13 protein-coding genes and 1 pseudogene are annotated in these 12,772 nt (G+C 70.4%); 4 read left to right on the top strand and 10 right to left on the bottom strand.

The annotated features are described in order from the left end of the window. Nucleotides 1-222: 222 nt before the first annotated feature. The 8 genes from G4D87_RS22200 to G4D87_RS22165 form a co-directional block, all read right to left on the bottom strand. The gene (locus tag G4D87_RS22200) at nt 223-573 is read right to left on the bottom strand and encodes a hypothetical protein (RefSeq protein ID WP_240358494.1); all 351 of its coding nucleotides are present in this window, start codon (nt 571-573) and stop codon (nt 223-225) included. A 35-nt stretch (nt 574-608) separates the two neighbouring features. Next, nucleotides 609-2,381 carry a PEGA domain-containing protein gene (locus G4D87_RS22195; RefSeq protein WP_163784116.1) on the bottom strand — a complete coding sequence of 591 codons (1,773 nt, stop codon included), beginning with the start codon at nt 2,379-2,381 and terminating at the stop codon, nt 609-611. A 69-nt stretch (nt 2,382-2,450) separates the two neighbouring features. Continuing rightward, nucleotides 2,451-3,818 (bottom strand): S41 family peptidase, encoded by a 1,368-nt coding sequence (locus G4D87_RS22190; RefSeq protein ID WP_163784115.1) that lies wholly within the window; start codon nt 3,816-3,818, stop codon nt 2,451-2,453. 57 nt (nt 3,819-3,875) lie between these two features. Next, nucleotides 3,876-4,736 carry an alpha/beta fold hydrolase gene (locus G4D87_RS22185; protein WP_163784113.1) on the bottom strand — a complete coding sequence of 287 codons (861 nt, stop codon included), beginning with the start codon at nt 4,734-4,736 and terminating at the stop codon, nt 3,876-3,878. 69 nt (nt 4,737-4,805) lie between these two features. After that, complete coding sequence (locus tag G4D87_RS22180; RefSeq protein ID WP_163784110.1) at nt 4,806-5,999, bottom strand: murein hydrolase activator EnvC family protein; 1,194 nt, start codon at nt 5,997-5,999, stop codon at nt 4,806-4,808. After that, nucleotides 5,933-6,835: a cell division protein FtsX gene (locus G4D87_RS22175; RefSeq protein WP_163784109.1), complete on the bottom strand. Its 903-nt coding sequence runs from the start codon at nt 6,833-6,835 to the stop codon at nt 5,933-5,935. The genes G4D87_RS22180 and G4D87_RS22175 overlap by 67 nt, the downstream gene beginning before the upstream one ends. Beyond that, on the bottom strand, nt 6,832-7,524 hold the full coding sequence (ftsE, locus tag G4D87_RS22170) for a cell division ATP-binding protein FtsE (RefSeq protein ID WP_163784107.1): 693 nt from the start codon (nt 7,522-7,524) through the stop codon (nt 6,832-6,834). Before ftsE ends, G4D87_RS22175 begins: the two co-directional genes overlap by 4 nt. Nucleotides 7,525-7,562: 38 nt before the next feature. Continuing rightward, nucleotides 7,563-8,129 (bottom strand): RomY N-terminal domain-containing regulatory protein, encoded by a 567-nt coding sequence (locus G4D87_RS22165; protein WP_163784105.1) that lies wholly within the window; start codon nt 8,127-8,129, stop codon nt 7,563-7,565. 214 nt (nt 8,130-8,343) lie between these two features. On the opposite strand from G4D87_RS22165, the gene carF reads away from it, so the two are divergent. After that, nucleotides 8,344-9,189 (top strand): plasmanylethanolamine desaturase, encoded by an 846-nt coding sequence (gene carF, locus G4D87_RS22160; RefSeq protein WP_163784103.1) that lies wholly within the window; start codon nt 8,344-8,346, stop codon nt 9,187-9,189. Nucleotides 9,190-9,195: 6 nt separating this feature from the next. On the opposite strand, the gene murI is transcribed toward carF, so the two are convergent. After that, nucleotides 9,196-10,011, bottom strand: coding sequence for a glutamate racemase (murI, locus tag G4D87_RS22155; protein ID WP_163784101.1), 816 nt, complete (start codon nt 10,009-10,011; stop codon nt 9,196-9,198). A gap of 104 nt (nt 10,012-10,115) precedes the next feature. Then, on the bottom strand, nt 10,116-11,066 hold the full coding sequence (locus G4D87_RS22150) for a hypothetical protein (RefSeq protein ID WP_240358493.1): 951 nt from the start codon (nt 11,064-11,066) through the stop codon (nt 10,116-10,118). A 245-nt stretch (nt 11,067-11,311) separates the two neighbouring features. Between G4D87_RS22150 and G4D87_RS22145 the strand changes: the two genes are divergently transcribed. From G4D87_RS22145 to G4D87_RS22135, 3 genes and pseudogenes are all read left to right on the top strand, one after another. Next, a complete protein-coding gene (locus tag G4D87_RS22145) occupies nt 11,312-12,022 on the top strand; it encodes a MotA/TolQ/ExbB proton channel family protein (protein ID WP_011555704.1) in 711 nt (236 codons plus the stop codon). 12 nt (nt 12,023-12,034) lie between these two features. Beyond that, entirely contained in the window at nt 12,035-12,502 is a 468-nt protein-coding gene (gene tolR, locus G4D87_RS22140) for a protein TolR (RefSeq protein ID WP_163784097.1), read from the top strand. A gap of 3 nt (nt 12,503-12,505) precedes the next feature. Beyond that, nucleotides 12,506-12,772 (top strand): annotated as a pseudogene (locus tag G4D87_RS22135) (energy transducer TonB); the annotation flags it as partial.

Genomic DNA, 12,772 nt, shown 5'->3' with positions numbered 1-12,772 from the left:
GAGCACGGATGATGCCAGCCACGGGGCGGCGGGCGGAGCGGGACGGGCCCGTCGGAAATCACCTCGGAGGAGGGACTCCAGCCACGCCATGCCGATAGAGCAGGCGTGTCCTCCGGGCCGCGGCGTGGCCGGGGCGACACGGAACGGGCGGCGCACGTGGGGCCGCCCTGCTTCTACGCTCCGAGCTTCGAACCTGCGAAGACGCGGTCAGCCGGTCGGAAACTACGGCACCAGGATGGGCGCGGGCTCCAGGATGGGCCCTGGCTCCTCGATGGACCCCGTCATGGTGCTTCCCGGCGGAGGGGAGCTCCCCGCGTCGGGGGCGTCGCCGGAGCCGGCATCGTCGGAGCCCGCATCGGAGCCAAGGCCGCCGTCGGTTCCCGAATCGGTGCCAAGACCGCCGTCGGTGCCCGAATCGGCGCCCCCGTCGGACGGCGCGGCGTCGTCGGAGACGCACGCGTTGTCGACGCAGGTGTAGCCCTCCAGGCACTGGTAGAGCTCATCGCAGGGCTGCCCTTCCTCGTCGAAGTCGACGAGGAGGCTGCACGCGGACAGCCCGGTGCCCAGGGCCATGAAAGCAACGAGGTTTCGCAAGGGACGGCGCATGGCTAGTAGTTCCGGAGATCGTCTTCATCGAGTGCGGGCCGCTTCTTCTTCTCTTCCTCTCGCCGCCGCTCCTCCTGCCGCCGCCGCTCTTCTTCCTCGCGCTGCGCCGCGGCCTCTTCCTGCTTGCGCCGCTCCTCCAGCTCCTGGCGCTGGCGCTCCACCTCTTCACGGCGCTTGCGCAGCTCCTCCTCACGCTTCCGCGCCTCGTCGTCCTGCGCGCGCGTGTCGGACTGCGTCTGCGTGGAGGCGGGCACCGCCTGCGCGGGAGGTGGAGGCATGGGCAACGCCTCCTTCGCCGCGGCGGGCTCCGGCACCGGCGTGGCGCGGGGTGCCCGGGACGGCGACTTGGAGCCGCCGCTGCCGCCCTTCGCGAAGGCCAGGTAGCCGCCCGCGCCCGCCGACGCGAGGCCCAGGAGGATGCCGAGGTCGGCCACCAGCGCGTACGACTTGCCCGTGCTCTTGATGTCCTGGGCGCGGTTGCTGTTCTGCGCCGCGCGCTTGAAGTCATCCGCCTTCGCGGAGGCCTCCATGCCGAAGTAGACGCCGCCGGCCAGCAGCGCCACGCCTGTGGCCATCAGCACGTAGCCCACGGTGCGGCGCGTGGTGCTGATGCCCCCCGCGAAGTGCGTCATCGGCTTGCCGCCCTGGCGCGACGCATCCGCCGACACCAGCTTCGCCAGCAGCGCCTGTGAACCGTCCACCAGGCCCTCCCCGCGCGGCACCGTCCCCAGCGCGTAGGCCTGGTTGTGGCCATCCGACACGTCCAGGCGCAGGCCCGTCACCTCCAACGGCGCCGTCCCAGCGCCGCCGCGCACCAGCAGCGCCAGCACCTGGGACACGCCCGCGAGCGTCCCCAATTCCCGCAGGGCCGCGTCGCGCTCCGGGCTCTCCGGCTTGCGCGCCGCCTGCTCGGTGAACGTCTGCAGGCCCTTCTGCGCCGCCACGGGGGACAGCGTCAGGTTGACCTCGCCTTCGCGCTCCCGGCGCTGCGTCAGCGCGTAGCCCGGCGCCACCACCGTCACGTAGTGGTCGGCGGCCGTGAGGTCGGCGACCTCCACCGGCGAGATGCCCCGGAACTGGCCGTCCACGAACACCTGGGCCGGCACCTGCTCGGTGCTCACGCGCAGGCTCGCCTTGGCGCCGGTGAGCACCGCCTTGCGCTCCTTCTCCACGAAGGTCATCTCCTCCGGCGGGAAGAAGTTGGGCGAGAAGCGCGCCTCCGGGTTCAGCGCCAGCGCGGTGCGAATCTCCAGCTGCGCGGCGGTGTTCTCACCGTTGGCCACCTGCGACGCGGCCTTCAGCACCCGCGCGCGGCTCAGCTCGGTGAAGCGCTGGGAGAGGTCGGCGCCCTCGTAGCCGCGCACCGCCTTGTCGAAGTGCTCGAGCGCCTTCTCCGTGTCGAGCTCGTCGTAGGCGCGCTGGCCCGCCTTCATCGCCGCGGCGGCCTCCGCCTCACGGGCCTGGCGCTCGCGCTGCCCGTCCGCGTCCAGCGCGTCCGCCAGGCGCACCAGCTTCAGCCGCCCCGAGCGCGTCACCGCCACTTCCGCCTCGCGCGCCAGCCGGGCCGCGTCGCCACGGGCCGCCGCGTCCAGCGCAATGGCCACCACGGTGACCGTCGCCGCGTCGGCCGGCGCATCCGCCGTCGCCGCGCTCAAGGCCCGGGGCACCAGCCGCGAGGACACCGGCGCCTGCGCCGCCGCGGGTCCCACGGCCAGCAGTCCCACCAGCCATCCACTCAACGCGGCGTGAACCGCTCGCACATTCGAAGGTCGCATCACTCGTTCACCTTTGGCTCGTTGCGCATCAAACGGACTGCGCGGCGAAATGCAAGTGAGAAGGAGTCCTCAGCGACCCGCTGCCCGGACCGGAGCGCGCGCGGGAGCGGATGCCATGCCATGGAGATAGTCCAGGGCGACTCTCAAGGGATAGTCCTCCAGCTTCGCGGTGACGTCCCAGGGCTTGAGGTTCTCCGGCAGGCCTCGGGGTGCTTGCGCTGCGGGCTCGGCCGCGGCCGTCGGCTCGGCGCGGAAGTGGCGCCGCAGGTCCTTCTCCCGGACCACGTCGCGCGGCACCTTGCCTCCCGGCGCGTCGGGGACGAGGAAGTCCGGGGTGATGCCGCGCTCCTGGATGCTGCGGCCCTTGGGCGTGTAGTAGCGGGCAATCGTCAGCTTCAGCCCGGAGCCGTCCTCCAGTTCGATGACTGTCTGGACGCTGCCCTTGCCGAAGGTGGGCGTGCCCAGGATGCTCGCGCGGCCATGGTCCTGGAGCGCGCCCGCCACGATTTCGGACGCGGAGGCGCTGCCCGCGTTGACCAGCACCACGACGGGGTAGTCCTTCTCCGTGTCGCGGTCCTTGCTGCGCTCCACGGTGGCGCTCCGGCCGTCCCGCCCCCGCGTGGAGACGATGGGCAGGTTGCCCGGCAGGAACCTGTCACTCACCGCCACCGCCTGGTCCAGCAGCCCGCCCGGGTTATTGCGCAGGTCCAGCACCAGCCCGCGCAGCTCCTTGCCGCCGTTGAGCGCGCGCAGCCGCTCCAGCTCCTTGCGGAGGTCCAGGTCGGTGCGGTCCTGGAAGTTCTTCACCTTCACGTGGGCGAGGCCGCCATGCAGCGCGCCCTCCACGGACACGATGCGGATGTGGTCCCGGATGATGGCGATTTCGCGCGGCGCGCTGAAGCCCTCGCGCATGATGGTCAGCAGCACGCGCCCGCCGGCGGGGCCGCGCATCTTCCGCAGCGCGCGCGCCACGTCCATGCCCTCGGTCCGCTCACCGTCGATGCCGACCAGCTCATCGCCGGCCTTGATGCCCGCGCGCGCCGCCGGGGTGTCGTCGATGGGCGCCACCACGACGATTCGCTCGCCCTTGCGCGCGATTTCGATGCCCAGGCCGCCCCACTCGCCCGAGGTGTCGATTTTCATCTCCCGGAACACGTCGGGCGGCAGGAACACCGTGTGCGGGTCCAACGTCTCCAGCATGCCCTGGATGGCGCCGTACATGAGCCGCTGACGGTCCGGCGACTCCACGTAGTTGTTCTCCACGTAGGAGAGCACCCGCGCGAACACCTCCAGCTGCCGGTACGTGGCGGCGTCGCGCTCGGCCTGCTCCGCGCGGCCCGCATCCTTCCTGGGCGGCTCCGCGGCCTGCGCCCACGGAGCGCTCAGGAGGAAGAAGGCGGTCAGCGCCGCGCGCCATGGCTGGGAGGAACCCGTCACGTCGGTACGTCCTTTCCCGGGGCGGCCCCGGAAGGCTCGTACCAGTCTACCCGGCCCTCACAGCTCCGCCGAGTCGGCGAAGCGCACCAGGTGCGACACCAGCTCGTCCGGGCGCTCCAGCTGCGGCACGTGCCCGAAGCCATCCACCACGCGCAACTGCGCATGGGCGGGCAGGTGGGCGCGGTACCAGTTCAGCGTCTCCGACGGCAGCAGCCGCTCACTGCCGCCCCACAGGAACAGCAGCGGCATGGCCAGGTTGCGGACCTGCTCCGGCTCCAGGCAGGCGCGCGTGGCCAGCGCCTCCGCGGTCAGCGCCCGCACCGTGGGTGTGTCGTAGAAGTGCCGCAGCTCGTAGGCGAACAGCAGCGCGGGCAGGGGCGGCCGGTGGAACAGGCGCCGCGTGAAGGCACGCGCCTCCGCGGGGGACTTCACGACGAACGAGTTGAGCAGCGCGGTGTTCTCCGCCTCCGGCAGCTGCGCGCCCGCGGGGGCCACCAGCGCCAGCGCGCGGACCCATTGGGGGTAGTCCGCCGCCAGGTTCACCGCCATGGCGCCCCCCAGCGAGTTGCCCACCACGAAGGCCGGCGCCTTCACCACCTCTTCCACGTAGGTGCGCAGCACCTCGAACTGGTTGCGCACACACACCTCTCCGCCGCAGTACTCCACGGAGAAGCCGTGTCCCGGCAGGTCCGGGGCGTACACGCGGGAGAAGCGCTTCGCCATCCCGAAGAGCGTGCGTCCAAAGCCGTTGGCCGAGCCGCCCAAGCCGTGCACCAGCACCACCGGCGGCCCCTTGCCCTGGCCCTCCAACGCGTAGTGGTGCACCGTCTGACTGCCGACCTGCACCGACGTGGACTCGACACCCCGCGCCACCAGCATGTGCCGCAGCGCCTTTTGCATTCCGCCCATCAGGTCCATGCGCTCGCCTGCTCCTCGCAGAAGGATTTCACGACGATAACAACGCCCCCGCGAGTTTGCCGCAACGCGTTAGGGACTGGGTGCCAGCCACGGGGAGGGGTCGACCGCCTGCCCGCCCTTGCGCACCTCGAAGTACAGGTAGGCGCCCTTGAGGGAGCCGGTGTCGCCCACCTCGCCCACCACGTCCCCGGGGAGCACCCTGCCGCCCAGTTCGGGGGTGATGGAGGCCAGGTGGGCCATGAGGGTGTGGTAGCCGTCGCCGTGGTCCAGGATGAGCAGGTTGCCGTAGCCGCGCAGGGCGCCGGCGTAGGCGACGGTGCCCTCGGCCACGGCCCGCACCGGTGAGCCCGCGGCGGCGCGGATGTCCAGGCCCTTCTGGACGGTGACGGTGTTGAAGCGCGGGTTGACGACCTTGCCGAAGCCCACCTCCACGAGGCCCGACACGGGCCGGGGGAGCTTGCCGCGCAACGCGCCGAAGCCGCTCGTCGCGGGCAGCTCCTTCAGGTCCAGCACCATGCGCGTCAGCTCCGCGTCGGCCTGCTCCAGCTCGCGCACCGCGCGCCGGGCCAGCTCCGCCTCGCCCGCGAGCGTGCCCACCACCTCCTCCAGCCCTTCCTGCTGCAAGCGGGCCAGCCGCTCCTGCTCCTGGAGGAAGGCCATCCGCGCGGCGAGCGACGCCTGGAGCCGCTCCAGCTCGCGCGTCGCCTGACGCTGCAAGCGCGCCACGCGCTGCACGGTGCGCAGCAGCTCCAGGTCGCCGGACATGCTGGCCTCCAGCGCCCGGGCCCGCCACACCAGCGCGGCGAAGTCCTCGGCCGACAGCAGCACCTCCAGCGGGCGGCGGCGCATGAGGCGGTACAGCGTGCGCAGGCGCGGAGACAGCCGGCGCAGTTGCAACGTCAGCGCCTCGGCCAGCACGGCCTGCTCGCGCTCGGCCAGCAGCACGCGCCGGCGGAACACCGCCAGGTCGCCTTCCAGCGAGCGCACGCGCCGGCGGGAGAAGGAGGCCATCTCCTGCATCAGCTCCACGCCCTCCAGCACGGAGAGCTTCTTCGCCTCCACCAGGGCCAGCGTCGCGCGCTGCGCGCTCAGCCGCTCACGCACCGCGGCCTGTTCGGCCTCCTCGGCCGCCGTCGCCGGAGCCGCCGCCACGGCCGTCGAGGCCCACAGCCCCAGTGCCAGCAGGAGGCGCCAGCTCATACGCGGAGGAAGCGCCCCACGGCGACGAAGCTGCCGCCCAGTCCCAGGCCGCAGCCAGCGCACAGCAGCTCCAGCACCAGCCGCGGCTCCACCCACGGCGCCGCGACACCGGGCCCCAACAGGAAGGCGAAGAGCGCGCCCAGCGTCGGCCCCAGCACCCGGCCGAAGGCCCACAGCCCGAAGAGCGCCACCGCCGCGCCCAGCACGCCCTGGAGCAGGCCCTCCAGCAGGAAGGGCGCCTTGACGAAGCGGTCCGTGGCGCCCACCAGCTTCTGGATTTCAATCTCGCCGCGCCGCGAATAGATGGCCAGTTGCAGCGTCGCCGCCACGATGACCACGGTGGCGCCCAGCACCACCGCGAAGGCCACCAGCGAGCCGAAGCGCAGCGCCCGGGCAATGGCGGACAGTCGCTGCACCGCCGCCTCGCCATAGTCCACGCCCGCCACGCCGGGCGCCGCTCGCAGCGTCTTCGCCAGCGCCAGGAGCGCGTCCGGGTTGCGCCGCTCCGGCGGCACGCGCAGCTCCAGCGACACCGGCAGCGGGTTCTCCGGCAGCTCCGCCAGCGCCTCGCCCAAATCCCCCAGCTCCGAGCGCAGCCGCGACAGCGCGGCGTCCGGCGACACCAGAGTCACCTCGCCGCCGCTGAGCGCCAGCACGAGGGAGCGCACCCCGTGGACCTCGTCCGCGTCCAGCTCGGGCGCCAGGTACACCGTCACCTCCACCTCGCCGCCGAGCGACGCCAGGAGGTTGTCCAGCACCCGCGCCGCGCCCCGGGCCATGCCCGCGGAGAACAGGGCGATGGCGATGGTCGTCACCGCGATGAAGTGCACGAAGGGCGAGTGCTTCAGCCCCACCGCCGCCGAGCGGCAGAAGTACGTCACCTTCGACAGCGCGCTCATACCACCATCCGGCGCGCCGCCTTGACGCCGTCCTCGTCGGACACAATCTGCCCGCGCTCCAGGCGCACGGTGCGCTTCTGGTAGCGCGACAGCAGCGTCGCGTCGTGCGTGGCCACCATCACCGTGGTGCCGCGCACGTTGACCTGCGTGAGCAGGTCCATGATTTCGACGGTGAGCGCCGGGTCCAGGTTGCCGGTGGGCTCGTCCGCCAGGAGGATGGTGGGGTCATTGACGAGCGCTCGCGCGATGACGACGCGCTGCTGCTCTCCACCCGACAGGCGCAGGGGGTACGAGCCCGCCTTATGCTCCAGCCCCACCAGCTTGAGCATGCGCCGCACCTTCTCGCGCGCCTCCGCGCGGGGCACGCCCAGCACGTCCAGCGTGAAGGACACGTTGTCCTCCACCGTCCGGTGCGGCAGCAGCTTGAAGTCCTGGAACACCACCCCGATGTTGCGCCGCAGGTACGGCACCGCGGACTCACGGATGCGGGCGATGTTGCGGCCGCCCACGAGAATCTGCCCCTTGGTGGCCTTCTCCGCGCAGAAGACGAGCTTCAGCAGCGTCGTCTTCCCCGCGCCCGAAGGGCCCGTGAGGAACACGAACTCGCCCTTCTCCACGTTGAGGTTGATGTCCGACAACACCGGGGGGTCGCCGGGATACGCCTTGTATACGTGGAAGAACTGAATCATGGCGGCGGGCGGGAGGCCGCCAGCCTAGCACGCCCGGGCTACTGCTCGCCCTCGCCCGCCAGGTAGCTGAGGATGACCTCGTCGAGGCTCTTCTCCGAGATGAGGTCCTCGCCGAAGAGCGTCTCCACGCCAATCTCGTTGATCTTCGGCTTCTCCTTGAGGGCGCGCGCCGCGGCGACCTCCGGAGGCACCACGATGGGCGCGGGAACCGCCACGGGAGGCGGAGGCGGAGGCGGCCGCTGCGCCATGGACTGGCCGGGCTGCATCTTCACCTGCGCCGGGTCCGTGTCCGCCGCGAGCTGACCGGGCTGGTAGCTGCGGGCGATGGACTCGTAGCTGTCGTACACCCCGTTGATGAGGTTGCGCAGCATCTCCTTGTGCTGCTCCTCCATCAACTCACGCACGACCTCCGCGAGGTTCTCCGCGTTGAGGATGTCCGCGTAGGACGTCTTCTTCGACGCGAGAATGTTCCCGCCCACGAACAGGTGGGTGATGATGTGGGGGTTGTTGACGCCCGAGTCCTCGGTCTGGACGTGGTAGACCTTCCCCTTGTGCTTGATGTTGTGATTGAAGCCGGTGACGGCTTTTTCGAAGGTTTTCGTCATCGCCGAGGTCGCGGACCGTACCAGCCGCATCCGCACGACACAAGGTAAGCGTGACCTGCTCGCGTCCTTCGTGCACGCCTGGCTCCCTGGCCCACCAACCGTGCAGGCCACGGCGATTGCCCGGCAGTTCCGTTGAAAAGCTGAAAGCGGCTGGGATACGTACAGGCGGACGGACGGGGTTCCCCATGCCCCCATCAACGGCCAGGACGCCCGGATGAAGACCCAAGCGATTGAAAAGAAGGTGCGTCAGCAAGACGCCCAGGTGCTGGCGCAGGGGTACTCGCCCGCCATCCGCGCGATGGAGATCGCGGCCATCGTCTCCTTCATCTCCCTGGAGGTGGCGCTGGTGTACCGCCTGTGGGGCAACCCCTATGCGGGCACGTGGCTGCTGCTCAGCGCGGTGCTGCTGGGCTACCTCGCCGCGGACTTCGTCTCCGGCTTCGTCCACTGGATGGGCGACACGTGGGGCTCCACGGAGATGCCGCTCTTGGGCAAGGCGCTCATCCGGCCCTTCCGCGAGCACCACGTGGACGAGAAGGCCATCACCCGCCACGACTTCGTGGAGACCAACGGCAACAACTGCCTCATCTCCCTGCCGGTGGCCATCATGGCCCTGTGCATGCCCATGAGCGGACCGGGCTGGGTGTTCTGCGCGTCCTTCCTCGGCGCGATGATTTTCTGGGTGATGGCGACCAATCAGTTCCACAAGTGGTCGCACCTGGACTCGCCGCCCGCGTTCGTGGGCTTCCTCCAGCGCGTGCACCTCATCCTGCCCCCCGACCACCACCGCATCCACCACACCAAGCCGTACAACAAGTACTACTGCATCACCGTAGGCTGGATGAACAAGCCGCTGACGATGATCCACTTCTTCCCCGCCGCCGAGCGCCTCATCACCTGGGCCACGGGCCTGCTGCCGCGCCAGGACGACATCGGCGCCGAGGCGGCGCGCGCGCTGGTGGTCGCCGAGGATGGCGAGGAGGCCCCGGTGGTCCAGGCGGCCAAGGAGCTGCTGACCCAGGCCACCGCGCAGGAGAAGCCCGCCTCCACGCGGCCGTAGGCCCCGTCAGAAGGTCAGGTCCACCTGCTCCGCCGCGGTGATGGGCCGGCCCAGGAAACGGGCTCCCACCTCCATGAAGCGCTCCGGCACGTCGGTGACGTAGTACGCGTGCTCGGGCGTGCCTCGCGACGCCGGCGCCAGTCCGCCGCGCTCCGACAGCAGCGCGGCCACGGCGTCCGCGGTGGCCTCCGCCGAGTCCACCAGCGCCACCCGAGGCCCCACCACCTCCGCGATGACGCCCTTGAGCAGCGGGTAGTGCGTGCAGCCCAGCACCAGGGTGTCCACGCCGTCGCGGGTGAACTCGGCCAGGTAGTCGCGCGCCACCAGCAGGGGCACGTCGCCCGTGGTCCACCCCTCCTCCGCCAGCGGCACGAAGAGCGGACAGGCGCGGGCCTTCGCCCGCACCCGGGGGTCCGCGGACTCGAGCGCGCGCTGGTAGGCGCCCGAGCGGATGGTGCCGGGTGTGCCGATGATACCCACCCCGCCGCCCTGCGTGCGCGCCAGCGCCGCCCGCGCGCCCGGAAGGATGACGCCCACCACCGGCACCGGCAGCGCCGCCTCCAGCGCGGGCAGCGCCACGGCCGAGGCGGTGTTGCACGCCACCACCAGCAGCTTGATGCCGCGCTCCAGGAGGAACTCCGCGTTCTTCAGCGAGTAGCGCGTCACCACCTCGCCGGACTTGGTGCCGTAGGGCACCCGCGCGGTGTCCCCCAGGTACACCGTGCTCTCGTGGGGGAGCCGGGACATGAGGGCCTTGAGGACGGTGAGCCCTCCGACGCCCGAATCGAAGACACCAATGGGACTGTGGCTGCCTTGCCGCATGGAGCGTGTCCCTATCACGTTTGATGCCAGCGCCCGCTGAACGCACGAAGGGCCGGGATGCATCATCCCGGCCCTCCGCTCACTTCCCCGCCATCCTGCCGCGCTCAGTCCTCGATGAGGTACACCGGCAGCGCGGAGTTCGGGCCCGGGAACTCGTGGGCGACCACGTCGATGACGGGCGAGTTCTCCGGCGAGAAGTACTCGCGGCCGTCGTGAGCGCTGGCGTACATCTCCACCACGTACCGGCCGGGCCGCAGGAACTGGTACACCACCACCGAGCTCTCGTTCGGGCCGTCGACGCAGTCGTGCCAGTCGCCGACGTCGCCGTACACCAGGTCGCCCGTGTAGAGGTCGCGGAAGTTGATGCCCACCCGCTGCAGGCCCGCCTCGTAGCAGGTCAGCTGATATCCGTGCCGCGAGCGCAGCTCCCAGCGCACGGAGGCCCCGCCAATGGCCCACATCGAGGCCGTGTGGGAGGTCGGCTGCCCCGCCTGGGTGAGGATGTCGCCCCCGAAGTAGTACCAGGGCAGCCCGTTCCTATCGATGGCGACGAACTCCAGCCCGTGGTAGCCCGGGTCCAGGTACGGCGTGCGGACCTGGTTGGCGGCGTGCCCCTCCCAGCACTCGAAGCGCTCCCAGTCACCGCCATCCACGCTCGCCTCGACGTGGGTAATCCCCGCCTGGTTGCAGTTGGGGCTGGGGCTGTAGCTGTTCGCCGGGAAGAGCCAGCTCAGGTAGGCGAAGGACGGCGGCAGGCCCACCGGGGTCAGGTCCACGTTCACCGTCACGTTGCCGTCCACGGTGAAGGTCCCCTGCGTCTCATACAGCAGCTCGTTGGCGTAGCCGACGCCCTCCAGGCGGAACGAGTAGGTCCCCGGCGCGAAGCGGTGGAGGACGATGCCGTCGAAGCCGTTCGCCTGGCAGTCGTAGCGGCCGTCGTTGGCCAGCAGCTCGCCGGGGATGACGACGTTGACGCCCCGGACGGCGCGGTCATCGTCGCAGCGCAGCCCGCCGAAGCTCCAGCGGAACGTCACATCCCCCTCGTAGCGGGGCACATCGCAGCACGGCTCATCATGGACGACACAGCCTGGGAGGATCGCAAACAAGCAGAGGAATGCGACCAGCAACCGGGAGTTCATGGGGCACCTGTCGGTGGGGTGGTGAGGTGTTCGGCCCGTTTCAGCTTCGTCCGACGGGCGGTGGCGGGAATTATTCACCGCCATGGGCAATCCAGCTCAAGCAACCAACCGTTTCCCCATTGTTTGACCCTGTCTTATCGGAGTGTTACGCGCTGCTCCCCATGACGCCCCACCTGCCCCTGGCGCTCGGCGCCATGAACTACGTGGAGATCATCCGCGACGCCTCCCTCATCGAGCTGGCAGTCCTCCTGCTCCTCATGGGGGTGTCCGTGGCCTCCTGGGCCCTCATCGCCATGAAGGCGTCCCAGCTCGCCAAGGCTCGCGCACAGTCTCTCACCTTCCTCGACACCTTCTGGAAGGCCTCGCGCCTGGAGGCCATCTACCAGACGGCCCAGAAGCTGGACGGCTCGCCGCTGTCGAAGGTCTTCTGCGCTGGCTACGAGGAGCTGACCAAGCTGGCGCAAGCCAAGGAGGGCGGCACCGAAGGCGCGCTGGCCGAGCGGCTGGGCGGCATCGAGAACGTGGAGCGCGCGCTCCACCGGGCCTCCACGGCGCAAATCACCGAGCTGGAGAACCGGGTGTCCTTCCTGGGCACCGTGGGCGCGGCTTCGCCCTTCGTGGGCCTGTTCGGCACCGTCATCGGCATCCTGAGCGCGTTCAACCAGATTGCCGAGCAAGGCAACGCGACGCTGGCCACGGTGGCCGCGCCGGTGGGCAACGCGCTCTTCGCCACCGCCGCGGGCCTGTTCGCGGCGATTCCGGCGGTGGTCGCCTACAACTCGTTCGTCAGCCGCATCAAGGTGTTCGACACGGAGATGTCGAACTTCTCCGCGGACTTCCTCAACATCATCAAGCGTCACTTCTTCCGGTAGCCGGGGGCCACCATGGGAATGGGCGGAGGCAACCGCGGCGGTGGCCGCACCACGATGAGCGAAATCAACGTCACGCCCATGGTGGACGTGATGTTGGTGCTGCTCATCATCTTCATGGTGACGGCGCCCCTCATCCAGCAGGGCGTGAAGGTGAACCTGCCGGAGACCAAGGCCGCGCCGGTGGAGGCCACGGAGAAGAAGCTGGTCCTCTCCATCGACGCGGGGCGCAAGGTCTACATCGGTGACGCGGAGGTGGCGCTGGAGGAGCTGGAGCAGAAGCTGGCCGCCAACGCCAAGGCGCAGGCCGACAAGGAAGTCTATCTCCACGCGGACCGGGACGTGCCTTACGGGGTGGTGGTGGAGGTCATGGCCGCGGCGCAGCGCGCGGGCATTGGCAACGTGGGCATGATTACGGACCCGTCGACCGGGGGTCGGACGTCCAAGACTGGCAAAGGCAAGTCGAAGGAAGCGAAGCGCTAGCCCATGACGTCCTCCGCGGTCAGCCACAGCCTGCTCGTCACGCGCTCCACGCGGCTGTCGCGCTTCGTGGTGGTGTCCGTCGTGGGCCACATCCTGGTGCTGGTGGCGGCGGTCGCGTACGCGCGCTACACCGCCGCGCCCAAGGTGGACCTGGACACCAAGCCCATCCGCGCCACGCTGGTGCGCCTGGGCAAGCCGCGCGACTCCAAGCTGCTGCCGCGCAAGGAGCAGCTCCCGCCGCCGCCCAAGAAGGTGGACGCGCCCAAGCCC

Source organism: Myxococcus vastator (genome assembly GCF_010894475.1).
GTDB classification, from domain to species: Bacteria; Myxococcota; Myxococcia; order Myxococcales; family Myxococcaceae; genus Myxococcus; species Myxococcus vastator.
This window is presented reverse-complemented; position numbering and strand designations above follow the sequence as displayed.